This is a genomic window from Arcicella lustrica (genome assembly GCF_034930985.1).
Taxonomy (GTDB): Bacteria; Bacteroidota; Bacteroidia; order Cytophagales; family Spirosomataceae; genus Arcicella; species Arcicella lustrica.
Map to the genome: position 1 here is coordinate 13,701 of NZ_JAYGIM010000020.1, position 25,115 is coordinate 38,815.

At 36.5% G+C, this 25,115-nt stretch carries 14 protein-coding genes and 1 riboswitch; of the genes, 7 read left to right on the forward strand and 7 right to left on the reverse strand.

The window, feature by feature from the left end:
• Positions 1–7 precede the first annotated feature (7 nt).
• The 4 genes from VB798_RS22240 to VB798_RS22255 form a co-directional block, all read right to left on the reverse strand.
• Positions 8–1,258: a sugar MFS transporter gene (locus tag VB798_RS22240; protein ID WP_323689446.1), complete on the reverse strand. Its 1,251-nt coding sequence runs from the start codon at positions 1,256–1,258 to the stop codon at positions 8–10.
• Positions 1,259–1,463: 205 nt separating this feature from the next.
• Positions 1,464–3,395 carry a glucosamine-6-phosphate deaminase gene (gene nagB, locus VB798_RS22245; RefSeq protein ID WP_323689447.1) on the reverse strand — a complete coding sequence of 644 codons (1,932 nt, stop codon included), beginning with the start codon at positions 3,393–3,395 and terminating at the stop codon, positions 1,464–1,466.
• Positions 3,396–3,853: 458 nt separating this feature from the next.
• A complete protein-coding gene (locus tag VB798_RS22250) occupies positions 3,854–5,317 on the reverse strand; it encodes an aldehyde dehydrogenase (NADP(+)) (protein WP_323689448.1) in 1,464 nt (487 codons plus the stop codon).
• A gap of 99 nt (positions 5,318–5,416) precedes the next feature.
• On the reverse strand, positions 5,417–6,130 hold the full coding sequence (locus VB798_RS22255) for an NUDIX hydrolase (protein WP_323689449.1): 714 nt from the start codon (positions 6,128–6,130) through the stop codon (positions 5,417–5,419).
• Between the two features lie 210 nt (positions 6,131–6,340).
• Between VB798_RS22255 and VB798_RS22260 the strand changes: the two genes are divergently transcribed.
• Together VB798_RS22260 and VB798_RS22265 are read left to right on the forward strand one after the other, a co-directional pair.
• The gene (locus VB798_RS22260) at positions 6,341–10,087 is read left to right on the forward strand and encodes a ThuA domain-containing protein (protein ID WP_323689450.1); all 3,747 of its coding nucleotides are present in this window, start codon (positions 6,341–6,343) and stop codon (positions 10,085–10,087) included.
• A gap of 64 nt (positions 10,088–10,151) precedes the next feature.
• Positions 10,152–11,147 carry a sugar phosphate isomerase/epimerase family protein gene (locus VB798_RS22265; protein ID WP_323689451.1) on the forward strand — a complete coding sequence of 332 codons (996 nt, stop codon included), beginning with the start codon at positions 10,152–10,154 and terminating at the stop codon, positions 11,145–11,147.
• Positions 11,148–11,323: 176 nt separating this feature from the next.
• Here the strand turns inward: VB798_RS22265 and VB798_RS22270 are convergent, their stop codons facing one another.
• Positions 11,324–11,776 carry a hypothetical protein gene (locus VB798_RS22270; protein ID WP_323689452.1) on the reverse strand — a complete coding sequence of 151 codons (453 nt, stop codon included), beginning with the start codon at positions 11,774–11,776 and terminating at the stop codon, positions 11,324–11,326.
• A gap of 107 nt (positions 11,777–11,883) precedes the next feature.
• On the opposite strand from VB798_RS22270, the gene VB798_RS22275 reads away from it, so the two are divergent.
• From VB798_RS22275 to VB798_RS22295, 5 genes are all read left to right on the forward strand, one after another.
• Positions 11,884–13,185, forward strand: a complete 1,302-nt coding sequence (locus tag VB798_RS22275; protein ID WP_323689453.1) for a leucine-rich repeat-containing protein kinase family protein — start codon at positions 11,884–11,886, stop codon at positions 13,183–13,185.
• Positions 13,186–13,346: 161 nt separating this feature from the next.
• Positions 13,347–15,566 (forward strand): TonB-dependent receptor, encoded by a 2,220-nt coding sequence (locus VB798_RS22280; RefSeq protein ID WP_323689454.1) that lies wholly within the window; start codon positions 13,347–13,349, stop codon positions 15,564–15,566.
• A gap of 187 nt (positions 15,567–15,753) precedes the next feature.
• A complete protein-coding gene (locus tag VB798_RS22285; RefSeq protein WP_323689455.1) occupies positions 15,754–17,499 on the forward strand; it encodes a DUF885 family protein in 1,746 nt (581 codons plus the stop codon).
• 19 nt (positions 17,500–17,518) lie between these two features.
• On the forward strand, positions 17,519–18,769 hold the full coding sequence (locus VB798_RS22290; RefSeq protein WP_323689456.1) for an NAD(P)/FAD-dependent oxidoreductase: 1,251 nt from the start codon (positions 17,519–17,521) through the stop codon (positions 18,767–18,769).
• Positions 18,770–18,841: 72 nt separating this feature from the next.
• Positions 18,842–19,450, forward strand: coding sequence for a Crp/Fnr family transcriptional regulator (locus VB798_RS22295; RefSeq protein ID WP_323689457.1), 609 nt, complete (start codon positions 18,842–18,844; stop codon positions 19,448–19,450).
• Positions 19,451–19,520: 70 nt separating this feature from the next.
• On the opposite strand, the gene VB798_RS22300 is transcribed toward VB798_RS22295, so the two are convergent.
• Both VB798_RS22300 and VB798_RS22305 read right to left on the reverse strand, forming a co-directional pair.
• Positions 19,521–21,206: a RagB/SusD family nutrient uptake outer membrane protein gene (locus VB798_RS22300; RefSeq protein WP_323689458.1), complete on the reverse strand. Its 1,686-nt coding sequence runs from the start codon at positions 21,204–21,206 to the stop codon at positions 19,521–19,523.
• Positions 21,207–21,334: 128 nt separating this feature from the next.
• Positions 21,335–24,394 carry a SusC/RagA family TonB-linked outer membrane protein gene (locus tag VB798_RS22305; RefSeq protein WP_323689459.1) on the reverse strand — a complete coding sequence of 1,020 codons (3,060 nt, stop codon included), beginning with the start codon at positions 24,392–24,394 and terminating at the stop codon, positions 21,335–21,337.
• Between the two features lie 379 nt (positions 24,395–24,773).
• A riboswitch (cobalamin riboswitch) is annotated at positions 24,774–24,991 on the forward strand.
• The last annotated feature ends 124 nt before the right edge of the window (positions 24,992–25,115 follow it).

The following is a 25,115-nucleotide window of genomic DNA, read 5'->3' on the forward strand; positions in this document are numbered from 1 at the left end:
TACTACTCTACCACGATTGTTTTTTGTGACCTATCGTTGCGAAGAACAAAATATATAAATAGCAAGGAATCAAAATCAAATAAGCTTCTTGAATGCCAAATGATTCTGCTAATTTTCCGTAGAAGTATGGTAAAATCGCTCCGCCACCGATACCCATGATGAGTAAAGCAGAACCGAATTCAGTTTTCTTTCCTAAGCCTTTAATTGCTAATGGAAAAATCGCTGGCCACATCAAAGCATTGGCTAAACCCAGCATTGCTACAAAAGCTACCGAAGTAAAACCAGCTGTAAATACAATACCAAGTGTAAAAATTGAGCCAATAATTCCGCAGTACATCAAAGCTTTATTTTGTGAAATGAATTTCGGAATAGCCACAATACCAACAAAATAACCAACCAACATCGCAATCAACGTTAGCGAAGTAAAGTTTTTAGAAACATCTAAACTAATACCTAACGAGCTTCCGTATTGTCCGATGGTATCACCTGCAATTACTTCAACACCAACACAGCAGAAAATAGCTAAAATTCCAAAGACTAAATTGGCGTGTTGTAGAACACTCTTCTCTCCTACTTCAGATGCCGTATCGGTTTCTTCTTTACTTGTGTCAATTTCAGGCAAGCTAGACTTATAAATCAAAAATGCCAAAAGCACTAAAGCGATTGCCATTACGATGTATGGAACAATTACTCTTCCTGCTAATTCGTTCAAAAGTACTTCTTTTTCAGCAGCCAAGCTTGTTTTTAATTGTGTTTCGATGTCGCTCGCTCCGTCTAAAATGATTGCTCCTAAAATCAGTGGACTTAAAGCCCCTGCAATTTTATTACAAACACCCATGATACTGATACGTTGCGCTGCACTTTCAATTGGGCCTAAAATACTGATATATGGATTTGAGGCAGTTTGAAGTAAAGAAATTCCCGCACCTTGAATAAATAATCCTGTTAAAAACAGAGCAAAGGAACGAGATTGAGCTGCAGGTACAAAAATAATTGCACCAATTGCCATCACTACTAAACCCCAAGCCATTCCATTTTTAAAGCCGACTTTCGTCAGAATCATCGAAGATGGAATCGCTAGAAAAACATAAGCAATATAAAAGGCAAATGTTACCAAAAGTGCTTGGGCATATTCAAGTTCACAAGCGATTTTAAGGAATGGTATAAGTGTACCGTTGAGCCAAGTGATAAAACCGAAGATGAAAAACAACATTCCGATAATCACAATGGGAGAAAAAAATGATTTACTTTTAGTCATAATGGTGGTTGGTTTGGGGCAAAATATATAAATAAAGTAAGGAACAAATTCTTGAAAGGTTCATATTAAATAAATTCACTACAGGCATCGCCCGTAGTGAATTTTAATGTTCAAGCATTATTAATATATAACCAGTTCTAACTAAATTTTCAAGTTTGTGAATGAAGTAATGCTTAGTCTCTGTATTCAGACGACAAGCATAATATTAAAAGTGGTATCGCACAAAAGCCTCGATGGCTGCGTATTCTGCAAAACCTAATTTGTTGTATAAATCTGCCGTAGCACTGTTTCTATCTTCAGCACGTTGCCAAAATTCTCTAGAATCGTTTCCTTGGAAAACCACTCCGTCTTTTTGCGATTGGTGTTTGAAAATTCCGTGACGTTTCTGTAATACTTGTGTTGGACTCATCGGCACAGCCATTTCAATTTCATGAATATCCCACTCTGCCCAAGCTCCACGGTACAACCAAACCCAACAATCGTTCATGTAATCTTCTTTTTTCAAACGCTCAAGCGATTCGAAAATGGCATCCAAACATACTTTGTGCGTTCCGTGTGGGTCGGCTAAATCGCCTGCCGCAAAAATTTGATGTGGTTTTATTTCAGCAATAATATTTGAAACGATTTTGATGTCTGCTTCGCCCAAAGGCATTTTTTGAATAGCACCCGTTTCATAAAAAGGCATATCCAAAAAGTGAACATTTGATGATGGAATACCTACAAAACGACAAGTAGCTTTAGCTTCTCCCTGACGAATAATTCCTTTTACATAACGCACCGAAGGAATATCAATTTCGCTGTCTTTCTTTTTACTTAAAAAGGCTCTTGCTTCTTCAAAAACAGTATTATATTTTTTGTTTTCAATGTCAAAAGCTGTGTTGAAATCGTCTAAGAAATCAATAAAACGCAAAGCTTCATCATCTGCAACAGCAATATTTCCTGACGTTTGGTATGCTACGTGTACATCATGTCCTTGGTCAACCAAACGCTGGAAGGTTCCACCCATTGAAATAATATCGTCGTCTGGATGTGGACTAAAAATCAATACTCTTTTTTGGGCAGGAAAAGCTCTTTCTGGTCTGTTGGCATCACTTGCCAATGATTTTCCACCAGGCCAGCCCGTAATGGTATGTTGAAGACTTTGGAATACTTGTAAATTAATATCGTAAGCCTGACCGTAATTTGCGAGTAAATCGCTTAATCCGTTTTCGTTATAATCACGATTGGTTAATTTCAGAATCGGTTTATCTAAGCTCAAAGCCAAATTGGTAACGGCTTTTTTCACCATCATTTTATCCCAAATTACTTCATCAAATAACCAAGGTTTTTTACGACTGCTTAATTCAGAAGCACTTGCTTCGTCTAAAATAAACCTTACATTCTGGTGTCCTTGTAAATATGAAGCTGGAATTTTCTCTGAAACAGGTCCTTCAATCGCTTCTTTAATTACTTGAGCTTTATGTTCTCCAAAAGCCAAAAGCACCACTCTTTTTGCTTCCATGATTGCTTTTACACCCATCGTTACTGCTCTGCGTGGCACTTTTACCAAAGTACCAAAGTCGCCCGCAGCATCCATACGAGTCGTAATGTCAAGCGTCATTAATCTTGTTTTCGAGTTCACCAAAGAACCCGGCTCGTTGAAACCTATATGTCCGTTTCTACCGATGCCCAAAATTTGTATATCTAATCCGCCCAATTCTTCAATCTGCGCTTCGTACTCTTTGCAGAAGATGGCGAGTTTTTCTAAAGGTAAAGTTCCAGTTGGAATATGACAGTTTTCAGGAGCAATGTTTACATGATCAAACAATTGTTCTTTCATGAAACGGTGATAACTCTGTACTGCATCAGGTTGCATCGGATAGTATTCATCCAAATTAAATGTAATCACATTTTCAAAACTCAAGCCTTCACTTTTATGAAGACGGATAAGTTCTGCATATACTTTTTTAGGTGTTGAGCCAGTGGCTAATCCTAAAACTGCGGGTTTTCCTGAAGCATTTTTTTTGCGGATAATTTTGGCAATTTCCTGTGCTACTGCTTTTGAGGCTTCAGCGGCATCTTTATAAATTTTAGTGGGTACTCTTTCTAAAGAGATGGTTTCCTTTTCTAGTTCTATGGCTTCAGTTGCTTCAATCATTTTAATAACAATTTTGAGTAAACATTTCTTAATTTTGAAATAAGACATGCAAACTTAAAGACAAATGAATTATAGTACCTAATGATATTTAAAATAAAAAATCAACAAACAGTAAAATAATTATTTAAGTAATATATTTCTGATTTTATAAAATTTATTGTTTTAAATATTGAATTGATGGAATTAATGCTTCCTGAAATCGGCAATAAAGTATTGATTTTTCAGGAAAAGCACACAGTTTGAGGATAAATTCAATTATAAATTAAAAATATACCAAGATTTTAAGCTTTTTGTTTGGTGAAATAGACAGGAAGAAAGAGAAGTGTTTGGAGAAAGTTCCTATAAAAAGAAGACTGCTGATGAATTTCAAGGAAATTATCAGCAGTCTTTTAGACTTTGTGAAAATTATTAAAAATAACAATATGGAAATATATTTCCGAATGACTGAAATTTTATAATTATTTTTTCCATTCGTTATCAAACATTCTCCAAATGTTCAGCGGATTAGCATCTTGTAATTCTGCTGGTAAAAGACTGTCTGGAAAGCTCTGATAACTTGCAGGACGAACGAAACGTTTGATAGCATCTGGACCAACAGAAGTAAAACGAGCATCCGTACAAGATGGGAATGGCCCGCCGTGGTGCATTGCATAACATACTTCCACTCCCGTAGGCACGCCATTGAAAATTAAACGTCCGCTGATATTTCTAAGTGCTTCTACGATGTCATCATTAGCTTGTAATTCTGTTTCTGTCGCCATAAAAGTAGCCGTAAGCTGTCCTTCTAAATGTTGAATAACAGTGGCTAATTGTGCTAAATCTTTACATTTTACCACTAAAGAGAAAGGACCAAATACTTCTTGGTGCAAAGTAGGATTCGCTAAAAATACATCTGCATTTACCGAAGCCACCGTTGCCAAACCTTGAATAGTATCCGTTTTTTCAACAAGCGATTCTGCTTCTGTTGTTACATCGGCTTGCGCCAAAGCTACAGTTTTCTTGCCTTCGTAGTTTTGATAAATTCCTGCATTCAACATTTTTGAAGGAGAAACTTTCTCAATTTCAGTGGCAAGTACTTTGATAAAGTTTTGTAAATCAGCATTATCAACGCCTAAAATCAAGCCCGGATTGGTACAAAATTGCCCAACACCCAAAGTAATCGAACCTGTATACTCTTTAGCAATACTTTCTGAACTTGTCGATAATTTTTCAGGCATCAATACTACTGGATTAACACTTCCCATTTCTGAAAATACAGGAATCGGTTCTGGACGCTGATTCGCCATATCGAACAATGCTTTTCCGCCAGCAAAAGAACCTGTGAAACCAACGGCTTTTGTTACTGGGTGCATTACCAATGCTTTTCCAATTTCAAAACCATTGCCCCCATCCACGTGTGCAAAAGTACCTTCTGGCATTCCTGTACGCTCTACAGCACGTAAAACAGCATCCGCAACCATGGCAGAAGTACGAGCATGTGCAGGGTGACCTTTTAAAACTACTGGACAGCCAGCAGCTAAAGCCGAAGCCGTGTCGCCACCAGCGGTTGAATAAGCATAAGGAAAATTGCTTGCACCAAAAACTACCACAACACCTAATGGTACAGACATTTTACGAATATCTACTTTAGGCAAAGGTTTGCGGTCTGGTTGAGCTGTATCGATACGAGCTTCTACCCATGAACCTTCTTCCAAAAGGTCAGCAAACATTTTTAATTGAAAAATCGTCCGTCCACGTTCGCCTAATAATCTAGCTTCAGGAAGATTGGTTTCTTCCATCGTCGTGTGAATAAGTTCCATGCCTAAAGCTTCAATTTCTTCGGCGATGGCTCTTAAAAAAACAGCTTTTTGTTTTCCAGAAACCTTACGGTATTGTTTAAACGCTTCAGCAGATTGAAGCATAATTTTGTTGATATTATCCATGTGATTGATTTCAGCACTTTAATGAATGTGCTACGTATTTTAATAAGGGAAATTAAGAGGTAAATTACTTATTGAACAACAACTAAAATCAATAAATTATTATTTTATGAATTTATAAAGATAAGGCGCTTTGTGTGCCGCACCTGTAAATTTCTTTTCTACTCGTTCTAAAATACCCATCGACAATATTTTTCTTTGAAAATTATCTCTTCTTAAAGGTTTATCCAAAATGGTTTCGTACAATATTTGGAGTTCTTTCATGGTAAACGTATCAGGCAATAAATTAAGTCCAATCAATTTATCATCTAACATAAATCGAAGTGTTTCCAAAGCCTTTAGCGTAATTTCTGCATGATCAAAAGCCAAGTCTGGTAATTGATGAATATCGTGCCATTCGCAGACTTCATCATAAATCCCGATTTTAGTATTTACTTTAGAAAAATCTACCAAGGCATAATAACCAACTGAAACGAAACGTTCAAAAACCCAACTCTTTTCATCAATCGCAAAGTTATTTGCCAATAATACTTTCTTGAGTGTTTCACCCGTTGAGCGATTGGCTTTTCCAAAGATGTAAAATTGTTCAAGATAAATATCTGTTACCCCGGTTCTTTCTTCCAAAATTCTTTGTGCTGCTGCTTCAATATCTTCATCTTTCATGACATATCCTCCTGGCAACGACCACAAATCTAAACTTTTTACTTTAGGTAATAATACTTTTAATTGTTCGCCATGAAACCCAAAAATTACACAGTCAACGGATAAATGTGGGATGAATTTCCCTTCGTCAATAATTATTTTTTCGGACTCCATAATCTTCCTTTTAGATTCAACATTTTACAAAAATAGTACAAATACTTGGCGGATTCAAGAAAATGAATTATCATTGTTCCATCATGAAACAATGATAAGACTTAATCAATTATTTTTTTAATTTTTTACTCATATTTAAAGTAAAAAATAAATAACAGCATTCATTTTCAATCATTTAATTTATTATCTATTTCAAAACAATCATTCAAGATGAACAAAAAACATTACCAATTTCCCAGCTTGATGAATACCCTTTTCTTGATATTGGGTATTTTTTTATTGAGTTCAAGGGTACTTATTGGGCAAACAAAGACGCCAAGAATATTGGTCTTTAGTAAAACGGCAGCTTTCCGCCATCAATCTATCGAAGCAGGACAAGCTGCTTTCCAGAAAATGGCAAAGGAAAAAGGCTTTACGGTTGACTTAACAGAAGATGCTACAGCTTTTAACGCACTCAACCTAAAACGCTATAATGCAGTGGTGTTTCTAAGTACAACAGGTGATGTATTGAATCCTGAACAGCAAGGAGAATTTGAACGCTATATCCAAGCGGGCGGTGGTTACTTAGGGATTCACGCTGCGACGGATACAGAATATGATTGGCCTTGGTATGGAAGTTTGGTGGGTGCGTACTTTTTAGACCATCCGATGCCAAATAATGTGCAAAAAGGTAAATTCTTTGTTTCGTTAAAAAATCACTGGGCAACTAAAATGTTACCTGATGAATTTGAGCGTGAAGATGAATTTTACAGTTTCCAAAAAATCAATCCAAACATTAATGTTTTGGTGAAATTGGATGAGAAAACGTACCAAGGCGGCCATAATGGCGATAATCACCCAATTAGCTGGTATCACGAATTTGATGGTGGTCGCTCGTTTTATACAGCAATGGGACATACCGACCAAACATTCTCTGAACCACTTTTCTTAGCACACCTTTGGGTTGGTTTGAATTATGTAATTGGTGGGGATGCTCCAAAACCTTTAGATTATGCAAAGGCTCGTCCAGAAGAAAACCGTTTTTCAAAAGTGGTTTTAGAAGAGAAATTGAGCGAACCAATGGAATTGAGCGTATTGAATGATGGTCGTATATTATTCATCGAACGTCGTGGAGATGTTCGTTTGTATAATACTAAAACGAAACAATTAAAAACGATTGCTACGATTCCAGTAAGTACAAAGTATAAAGACAAAGAAGGTAAAATTTCAGAAGCGGAAGATGGTTTATTGGGTTTAAGTAAAGACCCGAACTTCGCTCAAAATCACTGGATTTATTTATATTATTCTCCAGTTGGCGACGAAGCAAAAAATATCCTGACACGTTATGAATTACGTGGCGATGAATTGATATTAGATTCTAAAAAAGTATTGTTAGAAATTCCGACACAAAGAGAACAATGTTGCCATACAGGTGGCTCTATCGCTTGGGATAAAGCAGGAAATCTTTTCCTTTCAACAGGCGATAATACAAACCCACACGGTTCAAGTGGTTATAGTCCAAGTGATGAACGCCCAGACCGTAGTGCATGGGATGCTCAGAAATCTTCTGCTAATACCAACGATTTAAGAGGTAAAATCATCAGAATTAAACCTACTGTTGATGGTTCTTATACCATTCCAGAAGGAAATTTATTCGCCAAAGGAACACCAAATACTCGTCCTGAAATTTATACAATGGGACACCGTAACCCTTTCCGTATTTCAGTTGACCAGAAAAATGGTAATCTTTATTGGGGAGAAGTTGGTCCAGATGCTAACAAACCAGCAGCTGACCGTGGTCCAGCAGGACATGACGAAGTAGGACAAGCACGCAAAGCAGGAAATTATGGTTGGCCGCATTTTGTAGGGGATAACAAGGCTTACAATAAATTTGATTTTGTGAATAACAAATCATTAGAATTGTGGGACGCCAATGCACCAACGAATACTTCGCCAAACAATACAGGCTTGAAATTATTACCGCCAGCACAAAAAGCATTTATTTGGTATCCTTATGCAGAATCTCCAGAATTTCCATTAGTAGGTAGTGGCGGTAGAAATGCCATGGCTGGTCCAGTTTTCTACAGTGATGCTTTCAAAAATTCAAACCATGCTTTCCCTAAATATTATGATGGAAAAGTATTAATTTACGAATGGATGCGTGGTTGGATTATGGCAGTTACTTTGGATAAAGAAGGTAATTATGTTTCGATGGAACGCTTTATGCCAAGTTACAAATTCAGTAATCCGATGGATATGGAATTTGCTGAAAATGGAGATTTATATATGTTAGAGTACGGTTCGGGTTGGTTTACTGCCAATGATGATGCACGTTTGATTCGCATCGAATACAATGGCGGAAATCGTAAGCCAATTGTACAAATTGCAGCAGATAAAATGGGTGGAGCAATTCCTTTTAAAGTAGCACTTAGCTCAAAAGGAACCGTTGATGCAGATGGCGACATCTTGAAATATTCTTGGAAAATCACTGATAAGAAAGGATTCGTAAAAGTAATCAATACGCCAGAAGCAAGTTTGACTTTAACAAAAGCGGGAGTTTATAAAGCTACTTTAACGGTTTCTGATGGAAAAGGTGAAAGTAATAGTCAATCCATGGAATTGACAGCAGGAAACGAACCTCCAACCTTAGCCTTTGATTTACCAAAAAGTAATAAAACATTTTACTTCCCGAACAAACCATTCGATTACGAAGTAAAGGTAAACGATAGAGAAGACGGAAGCTTGGCTAATGGAAAAATCAAACCTGAGCAAGTAGCTGTAAGTATTGATTATTTAGCGGAAGGTTTTGATAAAATCGCTATCGCACAAGGACACCGTTCAGCAGATGCTTCGGCAAGTTTTGCTTCAGGTAAAAAATTGATGGAAGCGAGCGACTGTAAAGCTTGTCACAGTGTTGATAAAAAATCAGTTGGACCGATGTACAAAGAAGTTGCTGCGAAATACAAAAACGATGCGGGTGCTTTAGAAAGATTGACGAAGAAAGTAATCTCTGGCGGAAGTGGCGTTTGGGGAGAAGTGCCAATGAGTGGTCACCCACAACTTTCAGCTTCGGATGCTTCGGATATGGTGAAGTATATTTTGAGCTTATCGCAAGAAAAAGCAAAAGTAAATTCTTTACCAGTAAAAGGAACTTACACAGCGAAATTATCTGCGAATGATAAAGGACAAGGTGTGTATATTTTACGTGCTTCTTACCAAGATCAGGGTTCAAAAGGAATTCCTTCTTTAGCTTCTGAAAAAACTTATACTTTGCGTAATGCGAAAATGAGTCCACATAAATTTGACAAATATGAATCCGTTTCAAAAATGTCATTTGGAGGAAATGAATTAGCAATTCCTGCTAAATCTGGTTCTTATGTTTCACTCTCACAAATTGATTTAGGTGAAATCAAACAAATTTCATTCTTAGCCATTACACCAAAACCGCAGTTAAATGCACAAGGTGGAGTCATTGAAATTCGCATAGATTCGCCAACAGGTAAAGTAATTGGAGCTTCTCCGTTTATCGCACCAACAGACGAAATGAGTTTTGCAGGAAAACCTGTTGACATCAGTATTGCACCAACAGATGGTACGCATGATTTGTATGTAGTTTTCCAAAACCCAAAAGCAGAAGGCTCACTAATGGTAGTAATGGGTGCTGAGTTTAAAACAGAAATTGGAGAATCCACCCCAGCAGCCACTACAATGCCAGAAGCAAAAACTGATTTGACTATTTATGCAGGTAAATATAAAATGACTGGCTTACCATTTGAATCTATTTCAATCTCTGTAAAAGACGGAAAATTGATAATTGATGCTGGTGGAAATGTAGGAGAATTAACCGCTACCGATACTGCTGACAAATTTGATGCTGGCGGAAAAGGGACTGTTAGTTTTGTGAAAGATGATTCTGGAAATGTTTCTAAAATGAAATTAGAAGCAATGGGAATGGCTTTTGATGGTAAAAAAGAATAAGTATTAAAACATGAGGGTAACAAGGTGAAAACTTTGTTGCCCTTTTTATAATCTTTCAAAACCAATGGAAAACTTAGCACAAAATCATACAAGTCGTCGTGAGTTTATGGGTCAATTGGGCTTATTAACTGCGGCGAGTTTTCTTCCTGCAACCGTTTTTGGTGCAGCCAAACCACATTTTGAAATTTCTTTGGCTGAATTCTCTTTGGCAGGTTCATTGTTCAGTGGAAAATTGAAAAACATGGATTTTCCAGCCAAAGCTAAAAATGATTTTGGCATCAATGCGGTTGAATATGTTTCAATGTTTTGGGCCGACAAAGCCAAAGACCAAGCCTATTTGAACGAACTGAAACAAAGAACTACCGATTTAGGTGTTCAAAATGTCCTGATTATGGTTGATGCCGAAGGCGATTTAGGAGCAAGCGATGCTTCGCTTCGTCGGAAAGCTGTTGAAAACCATTATAAATGGGTGGATGCGGCTAAATTTTTGGGTTGTCATTCTATTCGTGTCAACATGGATGGCGACGGCACACCCGAAGAAATCATGAAAGCAGGCGTAGATGGTTATGGAAAATTGGTAGAGTACGGTCAAAAAGCGGGTATTGGCGTAATTATCGAAAATCATATTACTATTTCTACCAATCCAGATTGGTTGGTGGCTTTATTGAAACAAGTAAATAACCCTTATGCAGGTTGTTTACCTGATTTTGGCAATTTTATACAAAGAGAAAAGCCTAAAGCCATGACTTTAGAGGCTTTTAAAGATTCTAAAATTATTCATGAGTATGATAAATATGATGGCGTAAAAAAACTCATGCCTTTTGCCAAAGGTGTAAGTGCCAAAACTCATTTTTTTGATGAAAACGGAGCTTGTACAGATACAGATTTTGAAAAGATGATGCCGATTGTAAACAAAGGTTTGAGCAAAAACTTTAAAGGATTTGTTGGCATTGAATACGAAGGAGGCTTTATGAAAATGATGGGAGCAAAAGAGAATTATTTGGATGAAGATGCCGGCATCAGAGCAACAAAGGCTTTATTAGAAAAAGCAAGAATGTAAAATTAGATTACTGAGTACAACAAATAATCAAAAACTAAAAAATCAATAGGGTTGGGATTAATCCCAACCCTATTGATTTTTTAAGAGAATCACAAAAAACGAACCTCATTTCTAAAAGCCCACAAGCAATTCCTTGCTATCTTTGAAAAAATAAACCTTTGCCATTCAGGCAATCATCAATAAATTTTCGTTTTAATTCTCAACCATCCTTTTTTACAACCTTTTGGGGTAAACAAAATACGAATTGTATCTCCTTGATAATAATCATGTCTATCATCAATATTAATTTTCCCTTTGGTTAATTCATAACCCCCTCCATCATCCATCATTTCTGTTGGCTTCACTTTCTGGTATTTTTTTCTATTAGAACCGTAAGTGATACTTGCATTTGAATCTAATACTCCTGTAATTTTAATAAGTATAGCTGCATGCACATCACGATGTTCGGCAGAACTTGAATCAATGAAAGTAATTGGATTAGAAAAATCCGTGATATAAAATTCAGCAAATGGTTTTTCTGAAGACTGAAATAGTAGAAAGAATAAAATCAACAAAACTCCTCCTATGATAAAACCTACAATTACTTTTCCAAATGAATATAATCTTCTTTTAATCTCTTCATTAATCATTGCAATGTCTTGTGTTATCTGTGAAATAAAAGTAAAGCTTACCTATCAAAGGTAAAAGCTCACAAGCAATTCCTTACTATCTTTGAAAAAATAAACCTTTGCCATTCATGCAGACACTCCAACAATTGTACTCAGGAGAACTATTAGGAACAACCCGCTTAAAATTATCTTGTGGCTTAAAAACCTTTCCCAAAGAGATTTATACATTAGCTGATACTTTAGAAATTTTAGATTTATCAGGTAATGAACTTTCAGCCTTACCCGATGATTTTGCCCAGCTAAAAAAACTAAAAATTGCTTTCTTTTCTGATAATCTATTCACTGAATTTCCAGCAGTTTTGGGCGAATGCCCAAAACTTGAAATGATTGGTTTTAAAGCCAATCAAATTCAAAGTATTCCCGAAAATGCTATTCCTTATACTACTCGTTGGCTGATTCTGACCAACAATGCTATCGAAAGTATTCCTGCTTCAATTGGTAAATGTAGCCGAATGCAAAAGTTGATGTTGGCAGGCAATCGACTAAAAGCTTTACCCAAAGAATTATCAGCTTGTAAGCATTTGCAATTACTTCGTATTTCAGCGAATCAGATTGAAGTATTTCCCGAAGAATTGCTTGCTTTTCCTCAACTTTCTTGGTTGGCTTTTGCAGGAAATCCTTTCTCAGAAAGTACAGAAGAACAAATAGCCTTAGAAGAATTTTCTTGGCATGAATTGGAAATAAAAGAACAATTGGGCGAAGGAGCTTCTGGAAATATTGCCAAAGCTGAATGGATTACGCAAGATAAAACCATTGCTGTAAAAGTATATAAAGGAGAAGTAACCAGTGACGGTTTACCAACTGATGAAATGAATGCCTGTATTTCGGCAGGAAATCATCCGAATTTGGTAAAAGTATTGGGTAAAATTAAAGAGCATCCAGCCGATAAACATGGTTTATTGATGGAATTAATTCCTGCGAATTTCAGAAATTTGGGTGGCCCGCCAAGTTTTGAAACTTGTACCAGAGATACTTATCCGCCCGAAACGGTTTTTACTTTGGCAGAAGTGTTAAAAATTTCAGCTTCAATTGCCAGCGTTGGCGCACATTTACACGCTTTGGGTGTTTCGCATGGCGACCTTTACGCCCATAATACTTTGGTAGATGAAGAAGCCAATACTTTATTTGGTGACTTCGGTGCAGGAAGTACCTATCACGTACATTCAAATAAAGCAGCAGCCATTCAGCGTTTGGAAGTGAGGGCTTTTGCTTGTCTGTTGGATGATTTATTAAGATATATTCAACCTAGCGAGGTAGAAAATGCGTCAGTACTTATACTTCAATATTTAGTAAAAAGTTGTATAAACGAAGTAGTTTTGGCTCGCCCAAGTTTTGAAGAAATTTATCAGCGTATTACTTCCTTGAGGTAGTTTTTTTTATTTTTAGAAGAGATTACCTTCAACTATTTTATCAAATCAATAGGAGTAGACTTAAGTCTACTCCTATTGATTTTTTTAGATTAGTTTTGTCAACTTTTCAAAAGTTGACAAAACTAATCTAACAGCTAATAAACCTTTCATCATCAACATTCATGAAACAAACGCTTACATTATTCTTTTTACTCTTTAACCTAAATCTATTCGCTCAAAAACTTGAAGGCTCCATCACCAACACCTACAGAAATCCTATCGAAGGCGGTTTTGTCTTAAACAAACGAATTGACAAACATTCACATTCCAACAAATTAGGATATTTTGTATTGGATAAAGTCAGCAAAGGAGATACTTTAGAAATCTCTTGCATGGGTTTCAAAACCCAAAAGATTGTCTATCGCCCAGAGCAAAAATTCTTACAAATCGTTTTGGAAGAAAGTGTATTTCAGTTGAACGAAGTAACGATTAGCCCAGAAGTAAATGCCCAAAGTATCATTTCAAAAATTGATTTAAAGACTTATCCTGTCAATTCTTCCCAAGAAATTTTACGAAAAGTACCGGGTTTGTTCATTGGTCAGCACGCTGGCGGTGGCAAAGCCGAGCAGCTATTTTTGCGTGGATTCGATTTAGACCACGGTACGGACATTAACATTTCTGTTGATGGAATGCCCGTCAATATGGTTTCGCACGCACACGGACAAGGCTATGCAGATTTACACTTTTTGATTCCTGAAACGATTGAAAAAATTGATTACGGAAAAGGTCCATACTTCGCCAATAAAGGCAATTTAACTACGGCTGGATATGTTGAATTTCAGACCAAAGAGCGAATTAAGGAAAGCCAAATTTCGGTAAATGCTGGAATGTTCAACACTTTCAGAACAATGGCTTTGGTGAATTTATTAGGACAACAAGAAAAACAATCTGCCTATATCGCCAGTGAATACTTGTATTCCGACGGCCCATTTATTTCTCCACAAAAATTCAATCGTGTAAATGTGATGGGTAAATACGCTTTAAAATTGCCCAATCAGCACAAAATCAACTTTTCGGTTTCGCATTTTAGTAGTAAATGGAATGCTTCGGGACAAGTACCACAGCGTGCGATTGACGAAGGTTTGATTACTCGTTTCGGAGCAATCGACGATAAAGAAGGCGGGAATACGAGTAGAACGAATGTGAATTTTCAACATACAAAAAAGGTCGGAGAATCTCTTTTGATAAAAAACACGGCTTATTACAGCCATTACAATTTTGAACTGTACTCCAACTTTACTTTTTTCTTGAACGATTCTACCAATGGCGACCAAATCAAGCAGAAAGAATCCAGAGACATTTTGGGAATGCAGTCTGAAATTCATAAATATTATACGCTTCCTTCGGGAAATCTCTCATGGCAGTCGGGCGTAGGTTTTAGATACGATGCCGTAAATGATATTGAGCTTTCGCATACACTCAACCGTACAACGATTTTGGAAAGGCTCAAATTCGGAAACGTGAAAGAAACCAATGCTTTTGGTTTTACGGGCATAGAGTATCACCGTGGTAATTGGTTGATTAACCCAGCTTTGAGATTAGATTATTTCAACTTCAATTATCTCGATAAACTCAATAACAATCAGGTGCAATCGGTAGCAAAAGTAATTGCCAGTCCTAAATTGAATATCATTTATAATCCCGATCACGATATTCAATTGTTCTTTAAAGCAGGCAAAGGTTTTCACTCAAACGATACTCGTGTCAGTAGTTTAGCCAGCAATAGCAAAACAATATTGCCAGCCGCTTATGGCACAGATTTGGGTATAATTTGGAAACCACAGTCACGTTTGATTCTGAATATGGCATTATGGTACTTGCATCTCGACCAAGAATTTGTGTACGTTGGCGACGAAGCCGTGATTGAAGCCAGTGGAAAATCGGTTAGAAAAGGCTTGGATTTGGGCATTCGTTATCAAATCAATAATTGGTTATTTTTCAATGCCGACATGACCAATACTTTGGCACGAAGTATCGACGAACCCGAAGGAGCAAATTACATTCCGCTCGCTCCAGACTTTACTTTAACAGGCGGTTTGAGCATAACGCATCCATCAGGTTTTTCAGGTGGTTTGCGAGTGAGACATTTAGGAAACCGTGCAGCGAATGAAGATTACTCTATCGTTGCCAAAGGTTATACAGTTACCGATGCCAATGTAAATTATAAATTCAAGAAAGTAAATTTTGGCTTAATTGCCGAAAACCTTTTTAATGTAAAATGGAACGAAACACAATTCTCCACCGAATCCAGATTACAAAATGAAGTAAATCCTGTAGAAGAAATTCACTTTACTCCTGGTTTTCCATTCTTCTTGAAAGCGACGGTTGGGGTTAGTTTCTAATTCTTTTTCAAAAAGCTTATTTGAGGTACTTTTTCATGTGAAAAATCATGAAGAGGTACCTTTCTTTTTTTCTGTACGCTATTCAAGTTAATTTTAAAGTAGGTATAGATAAAATGTATGAATTGTAAAAGGCTATAATTCTATACTTTTACTTGCTATAATTCGGTAGCCACAATTTCAGCAACAAATGAAAAAATATCGACCATTCTTCAAAAAGTTTTTATTGATTATTTATTGCCTAATCGCTTGTCGTTCAGTCAATTTTGCACAAGTTGCTGCAACAGATTTGTACTTACAAACGAGCGAAGTAAACAATGTAATGACGCAATATTATGCCGACAAAGGAATATTGACAAGATTTTACTTCGTTGAAAATTCGCCAGAAAGACGAGAACGAATGAAAAAGTTGATTCTCGACTATCAAAACCAATTAACAAAACTCAATTTTAATCAGTTAAACATTGGTGCAAAAGTGGATTATACACTTTTCAAAAGAAATTTAAGCGAAGAACTATATCAATTCACAATAGAAGAAAAAGAGTATGAAGCCATCAAAAAATGGTTTCCTTTCGCCGACAGTTTATATGCTGTAGAGAAAATAAGAAGAAGAGGAACGCCATTGGATGCCCCAAAATGGGCATTTCAGTTCAATGAAATGGCAAAACAAATCATTTCACTCAATACTAAATTAAGTAAAGACAGCTCCATTACCGAGAATTTAGGCAAACGTGGCTCAAACCTTTCTAGAAGTTTACAAAAAGCCATTAAATCAGTTTATGGTTTTTACAATGGCTACGACCCGCTGTTTACTTGGTGGATGCCACAACCTTACAATCGTTTAGATTCTTTATTGAAAGTATATGCCAATAATTTTCAAGGAAAAGGTAAAAATCTTTCTACTCAGAAACCAGATGCCAGTGGAATTGTTGGCAACCCGATTGGAAAAGAGGAAATTATGCGTCGTTTACAAATCGAAATGATTCCTTATACGCCTGAAGAATTAGTTGACATTGCCAATAAAGAATTCGCTTGGTGTGATGCCGAAATGCTAAAGGCAAGTAAGGAATTAGGTTTTGGCGATAACTGGAAGGCAGCACTCGAATACGTTAAAACCAAATATGTAGAGCCTTCTAAACAACCACAGGAAATGATGAGGCTTTACAACGAATCGCTTGATTTCCTCAAGAAAAATCAATTAATAACGATTCCCGCTTTGGCAGAAGAAGGCTGGCGAATGAGTATGATGTCACCAGAAAGGCAATTGGTTAATCCTTTTTTCTTGGGCGGAGAAGAATTTATCATTTCGTACCCAACCAATACCATGACGGAAGACCAAAAATTGATGAGTATGCGGGGCAATAATCCGCATTTTTCAAGAGCGACCGTTCACCATGAATTAATTGCGGGACATTCTTTACAGTATTTTATGCTGAATAGAAACAAGGTTTATCGTCAGTTCGATACGCCATTTTGGATGGAAGGTTGGGCCCTGTATTGGGAATTATTATTGTATGATATGAATTTCCCAAAATCGCCAGAAGATAAAATTGGAATGCTTTTTTGGCGTATGCACCGTTGTGCTAGAATTATTTTCTCGCTCAATTATCATACAAAAAACTGGACGCCACAACAATGTATTGATTTTTTAATCGACCGAGTTGGGCATGAAAAAGCCAATGCCGAAGGCGAAGTAAGGCGTTCGTTTGTGGGCGGTTATGACCCCCTTTATCAAATTGCATACATGATTGGCGGGTTACAATTTAGGGCATTAAAAAATGAATTGGTGGATACTGGGAAAATGTCGTACAAACAATTTCACGATGGCGTAATGCAAGAAAATTCCTTACCGATTGAGATGATTAGAGCCATTCTGACGAAGCAATCTTTAGAAAAAGACTTCAAAACAAATTGGCGTTTTTACAAATTCAAATAAGCAATAAATTATTCAAGATATGAAAAGTGTAGTAGTTATAGGTGGTGGAATTATTGGATTAAGTACCGCATATTATTTACAAAAAGCTGGTAATCAGGTAACAGTAATCGACAAAGGCGATTTTTCGGATAACTGTTCCTACGGAAATGCGGGCTATGTTTGTCCGAGTCACTTTATTCCACTGGCAGCTCCAGGCATTATTTGGCAAGGTTTGAAATGGATGTTGAATCCTAAAAGTCCATTTTATGTAAAACCGTCTTTGAATCCTGCTTTGATAGATTGGGGTTGGAAATTTATGAAAAGTGCTACCGAAAAAAATGTAGCCAATTCAGCCATTCCATTAAGAGATATTTCGCTTCTCAGTCAGCATGAATTTGCAGAATGGGCTTGTTTACCACATTTCGATTTCGCCTACGAACACAAAGGAATGCTAGAAGTATTTCAGACTGAAGCCGTACAAGCACACGCACATCATACCGTAGAAAAAGCACAGGAATTAGGTTTAGATGTTACTTTACTGAATTATGAAGATTTACAAGCTTTAGAGCCTCAAGCAAAAATTAACGGGTTGGGCGCATTGTTTTTTAAGTGTGATGCGCATCTTTATCCAGACAAATTGATGCGAGTATTATTGAAAGACCTCGCAAGCAAAGGTGTTATACTGAAAGCCAATGAGGAAGTAATTCGTTTTGAAAAAAGTAATGGAAAAATCACGAAAGTAATTACGCCAAAACAAGCTTATGAAGCCGATGATTTTGTGATTGCGACGGGTTCATGGAGTAGAGAATTGGCAGAAATGGTGGCGGTAAATTTACCTTTAATGCCGGGAAGAGGTTACTCTGTTACTTTAGAAGATTCGCCTTATCAAGTCAATCATCCTATTATTTTGGCGGAAGGAAGAGTAGCCGTAACGCCAATGGATGGCAATAAAATTCGCTTTGGCGGTACGATGGAAGTGGTTTCTACCAAAACGCCACCGCAATATCACCGAGTAGAAGGCATTTTAAAATCGGTGAAAGACTTTTTCCCTGAGTTTGATATTCAGCAACCAAGTAATGATAAAATTTGGTACGGTTATCGTCCATGCTCTGCCGATGGCTTACCTTATATTGGCAAAACGAAGCAACATAAAAACGTAGTGATTGCCACTGGACACTCGATGATGGGCTTAAGTCTTGGTCCTGCAACAGGGAAATTAGTCTCAGAATTGGTGAATGAACAACCGACAAGTATCGACATAAAGGCTTTTGATGTAGAGCGTTTTGGTTAAGATAATTAGAAATTATTTGTATTTTTGAGGAGAACCTAAATCTTTCAGCAACTTAAAAGTTGTTATCTTACAATGAATACAAACGCTCCTTTAAGTACTTATTTCGACCAAATCAATAAAAATGTTTGTAAAAATGTAGCTTTTTCGGAAGAAGAATTACGCATTTTCAATGAACATCTTCAATACAAAACCATCAAGAAAAAGACCTTTTTATTACAAGAAGGCGAGATTTGTAATTTCGAAGCATTCGTCATAAAAGGCTGTATGCGAAAGTATTATATCGATAAAAATGGCTTTGAAGTAGTCTTACAATTTGCCATTGAAGATTGGTGGGTAAGTGACATTGCCAGTTTCCACGAACAAAAACCTTCTGATTTATTTATTGAGGCTTTAGAAGACTGTGAGATTTTTGTGTTAACGCCTGAAAAAAAAGAAGCTTTATTAGCCAAAGCGCCCAAATTTGAAAGACAATTTAGGTTACTTGTTCAGAAAAATTTGTCGGCAACACAAAGTAGGTTGATTAATTCTATCGCACAGACTGCCCATGAACGATACGCTGATTTTTTGAAAAAATATCCCAAAATTCCGCAAAGAGTAGCTCAGCATTATATTGCTTCATACCTTGGCATTTCAGCAGAATTCCTTAGTAAAGTAAGAGCTAAAATGGCGAAGGAGAAGTAATTAAAAAGCGGTCTGAATTAGTTTTCCGACCGCTTTTTATGATTTTAAAATTCAAGAATGCTCTTGTTAATTAATACCCAGCATTCTGAACTAAATATCCTGGAATATTAGAAGCTCCGTCAATTGCAGTTTGTGGAATTGGGAAAAGTCTTTTGTTTCTATCAGTATTTGATTTTTCCGTCCATTTATCTTCGAATTTTCCAAAACGAATCATGTCTGTACGACGAAGCATTTCCCAATAAAATTCAAATCCTCTTTCACGATACAATAAATCTAAAGACATAGCCGTCAAAGCGGGTGCTGGTGTGCTGTAAGTTCTTGCAGCTCTTACAGTATTTACATCTGCTAAAGCACTCGCAACATCATTACTTCTACGCAATTTTGCTTCGGCTCTCATCAGATAAACATCTGCCAAACGCAAGATTACGATGTCTGCTTCACCAAAGTTTCTACCACTTACCGATTTTTTACTGAACTCATATTTTTCTACTCTGTAACCAGTATTATAATTACTTCCTGCTACTGTAAAATCAATCTGTTCTGTAAAGTCAACTGCTAATGTTGGTTTGTTTCTCGTATCATAAACCAATTTACCCACTTTCATTTTTCCATCAGCACATTTCACAAAAACACCATTTTTACGAATCAAACCATATTGCTGACCTCTTAAAATACCACGGTTAATATTAAAGTTTTCAGCAGCCACACATGAATCCGCAGGATTTGAATAAATAGAAAGGTTCTCTCTGTAAAATCTTGGATCAACTTTCGGGTCTTGTGAACCATAAGCATTTACCCAAGTACGGTAGAAATCAGAAGTAATACCCGGGCCATCCGTACCGTTTGCATTTGGATATGCTGGTAATGGAAACTGGTCACCCGAAAGCGAGAAGTACGCCAAACGGTTATGTCCATTCAATTCAGCACGCTGGTCAACTGCAAAAATCAATTCTTTGTTCGTGTGATTATCCGAATTGAAAATTGAGAAATAATCTCTCGCTAATTGGTATTGACCAGAAGCAATAATTTTATCAGTATATTCAATTACTTTATCTAAATCTTCATTTTTGAAAGTAACTGTTGTAGCGTAAGGGTCACGATATACGCCAGCATTCAAATATAATCTTGCTAATAATCCCCAAACAGCTCCTTTTGTTAATCTTCCTGGGCCAACAGTTGTTTCTAAATTTGGTTCAACCGCCAAAAGCTCACTTTTGATATACTCTACGGCTTGTTCACCTCTCAAAATTGTAGAGTTTTCGCCGATGTCATTTTTTACGAAAACTAAACCGAAAAGGTCTAAAGTCAACATCGAATAATAAGCTCTCATCCCTCTTGCTTCTGCTAAATAAGTTTTTGCAATCGGGTCTTTAGAGTTTGGTAGAGTATTGATAGCCGTGATAGCACGAGACATTCCTTGCAAAATAAAATTCCAAGTATTTCTTAAATTCGGGTCAGTACTTGTTTGAGTATGTGCGTGCAAAGCCAAGTAAATACCATTATCGCCCCAGTCAGTTCCACCACGGTAAGGTAAAATGGCTTCATCCGTAGAGATTTCCTGAATAGCAAAGTAATTAGTATGTAAAAATATATCTGGAAGCCTTGCGTAAACAGGTGCCATAATTCCGTCGGCAGCTTGTTTTTCAGAAAGGTTTGAAATGAAAGATTCATCCAATACTACTTCTTCAAGATTGGTACAACTTTCAATCGATAATATGCCCATTAGAGCGAATAAAACATATATTTTCTTTTTCATGATTTCGATGATTTGTAATTTGAAAATTTGGTAATTTGAAGATTTGAAAATGATTTTTTCTCAATCATCGCATCAACCAAAGATTGAACAGATAACGGTTAACTGCTTTCAGATAACAGTACTGTCAATTAAAATGAAATATTTAAGCCAAAAATAACAGACCTAGCTTTTGGATAACTTAGGTAATCAATTCCGTAAGAAGTAATACCGTTAACTGTTCTATCTGTATTTACTTCTGGATCAAAACCATCATATTTTGTAAATACAGCAAGGTTTTGTCCTGTTACAGAAAGTCTCAAAGTAGAAACCCATTTGCTGATTCCTAAAGCTTTAGTATTTACATTGTAGCCTAAAGTCAAGTTATTCAAACGTAAAAAAGCACCATCTTTCAAATATCTTGTCGATACTGGAGCGGAGTTATTCACCGATTCGTTTGTTGAAGCAATGGCTTCTGCCGTTGTATTGATACCTTTTGATAATCTTAATTTATAGAAGTTTGCGTTGGCAGTATTGTCATAAATTTTGTTGCCCGAAACTCCATTGAAATTGATTGACAAATCAAATCCTTTGTAGTTTGCACGACCAAAGAAGTTAAACTGTTTCGTTGGTAAAGCACTTCCTGCTGCGATACGGTCTTTGTCCGTTACAATTCCATCGCCATCTACATCACGGAAAGTACTAATTCCTTTATCATCAAATCCTGTGAATTCTTTTAAGAAGAAAGTTCCAATTGGCTGACCGCTCACATAACCGTTGATTGTTGCTGAAGTCAAACCAGAACCCGAAGCTGAACCTGAAGGAATTACTGAATAAGGAGAATTTTTAACAACGTTATCAATGAAAGTAACGTTTCCACCTAATTCATAAGTAAAGCCTTCTGTAGCAGCATGACGATAGTTTAGTTCTAATTCTAAACCTTTGTTGGTAATCGTCATATCTTTTACATTTGTCCAGAAAGTACCTGCTGGCTGAACTGGATCGGCAGGAATTACTTCTAACAAAATATCTCCTGATACTTTATTGAAGACATCAATTGTACCTGTTAAAGCGCCATTCAAGAAACCAAAGTCAATCCCTAAATCTGTTTGTGTTGATTGTTCCCACTGAATATTCGGGTTTGCCAATCTTGTATAAGAAGTACCTGCTGGAAATGCGCCAGTTTCTGATAATGGATAAGAAGTACCTGCTGAAACGACAGAAGTAAATCTTGCTTGTGTGATTTTTGAAGGAATTTCTTGGTTACCAGTACGTCCCCAACCTGCTCTTACTTTCAAATTACTCAAAGCAGACCCTTTTAAGAATTCTTCTTCAGAGATTCTCCAACCTGCCGAGAAAGAAGGGAAAACGCCATATTTATTGTTTGCTCCAAACTTTGATGAACCATCAACCCTTAAAGTTGCTGTTAATAAATACTTGTCATTGAACTGATAATTTACTCTTGAGAAAAACGATTGTAATTCATCGTTTGTAGCATAGCCTGTTGGCTTATTGTTTGCCAAAGTAAGTTCTTGTCCTAAACCAGGATTATAAATTGGTTCAATATCAGAAATCGGGAATTTGTTGATGCTGTAAGAACGTCCACGGAACATGAATTTCTGATACGAATGTCCCACTAAAGCAGAAAAACTATGTTCTTTGATTGCTTTTGTATAAGTCAAATAGTTTTCAATCAAGCGGTTAGTATTTGTAATATTGATTGTTTCTAAACGACCATCTTGCAAAGGCACAGCATTTGCCAACGATTGTAAATCACGAGTAGAGCTTGAATTATCAATCCCGAAATTCAATTTATAGACTAAACCATCAATGATTTTGATAGAAGGAGAAATGTTTCCGATGATACGAGTAATAGAAGTAGCATCTTTTTCCAATTTCATCGTCGTCAATGGATTTACACCATTTACATACGAGTACGGTTGTCCTTTATCGTCATAAGCAGGATAAGTAGGGTTTGTAGAAATCGCTGCTCCGATAATCCCTGTAATTGGCGGTCGTTCATTATACGTATTCGTTGCATTCAAATTCACATCGACAGTCACACGGTCTTCCAATAATTTTTGGGTTACGTTAATACGACCCGTGTAACGGTCTAATTGGTTGTTTTTCAGAATACCTTCTTGGTTTTGAATTCCGAAAGAAGCATAATAGGTCAATTTTTCAGCACCACCACCCAATGAAATATTATGATTTTTAGTAAGTGCTGTTCTTGAAATTTCTTTCTGCCAATCAGTCGAAGCCTTCAAATCTTCCAAAACGCCTCCTAAAGCTGGTACTTGTTTACGATATTCATCAGCCGAGAAAACAGGTAAAGCTCTCGCCATTGTTGAAAAACCATAACTTGTAGAATAATTGAAAGAAGAAAAACCTGTTTTCCCTTTTTTAGTCGTGATTAAAATTACTCCATTCGCACCTCTTGAACCATAAATGGCTGTTGCCGAAGCATCTTTCAATACATCAATTGATTCAATATCTTGTGGATTCAAAAAGTTAAGTGGATTCGTTGCTCCACCACTACTTGAATTATCCAAAGCCAAGCCGTCAACCACAAAAAGTGGCGTACTTCCTGTTCTTACTCCACCCGGTCCACGTACGCTAATATTCTGAACGCCACCTGGTTCTCCACTTGCTGAAGTAACATTTACACCCGATACTTTACCTTGTAAAAGTTGTTCTGGCGAGTTGATAATCCCTTGGTTGAATTCAGCAGGTTTCAATGATTTTACTGAACCTGTAATATCTTTTTTCGTTGAACTTCCGTAACCAACTACTACAACTTGCTCTAAATCTGAAGCACTTGATACAAGCGCTACTTCTATCGTACTTTTTCCTGCAATCGCAATTTCTTGTTTTTCATAACCAATGAATGAAAATACCAAAGTCGCTTTTTCATCTGCCGTAATACTAAAATTTCCGTTGGCATCGGCATTTATACCACGTTTGCTATCTTTTACTAGAATGTTACAACCCGCCAATGGCTCTTTGGTTTTCGCATCAATTACTCTTCCTTTTACAGTAATTTCTTTTACTGCTTTGTTAAGTACTGTTTGTTCATAAGCATTTATTTTATTTGTTGAGAGAAGAGTAACATTACTGGCAAAAGTTGGATTAGCAGAAACGCCAACTGTTGCCCCAACTAAGACTCCAAGGATAAGCTTCGATTGAGTCTTAAAAAAAGGTTTTTTGTTCATTGTTGTTGTGTTGTAAATTGGAATATTCTTATTTTATCACAATATAATTAAATTGTAAACAAAAAAGAAAAATAAGGATTAGGTTTTTAATTGAGGGCGCAAGTTATTCATGCAAGATTTCTGGAAAGTAAAGCCTGTGTTATCAAAACATGATTTTTTCATAACATAGCCTTAATTTATCATTGAATTCATTTTTGAAAAACAATGCTTGTTATTTAAAAATACAAAAAGATAAATTATCATTTATTTTCATAAATATCTATTGTATTATCCTAAATAAATATATTAATTAGTTAAAACATCTATATTTTAAAATATTTAAGGTTAATATATCTACAATCAATTGTTCATTAATACCTTTGCTTCGTAACAGTAAACACCCGTCAATCAGAAGGTTGGTTTTAAGAAAAAGTGAATTGCTTTTTGCTAGAAATTAAAAAGGAATCGTGTGTAAATCACGAACAGACGTGCTACTGTAAGTAACGGTTTCGTTCAGAAACGAATTTTCTTCAGTATTGTCCATTGTTCTTTTCTAAGAATGAGAAGGATGAAGAAAATGTTATAAGTCAGGAGACTTGCCTACCTTCTCAATGACTATCCCCTCACGATTAGGGCTTAGTTCACGCATTGATTTTTTACAAATACTTGTCGAATATTAACTGTTTCAGCAGTGAACCAGCGTGTGCTTATGCTTTACGCATGGCGGTGTGGTGTTTTCAAG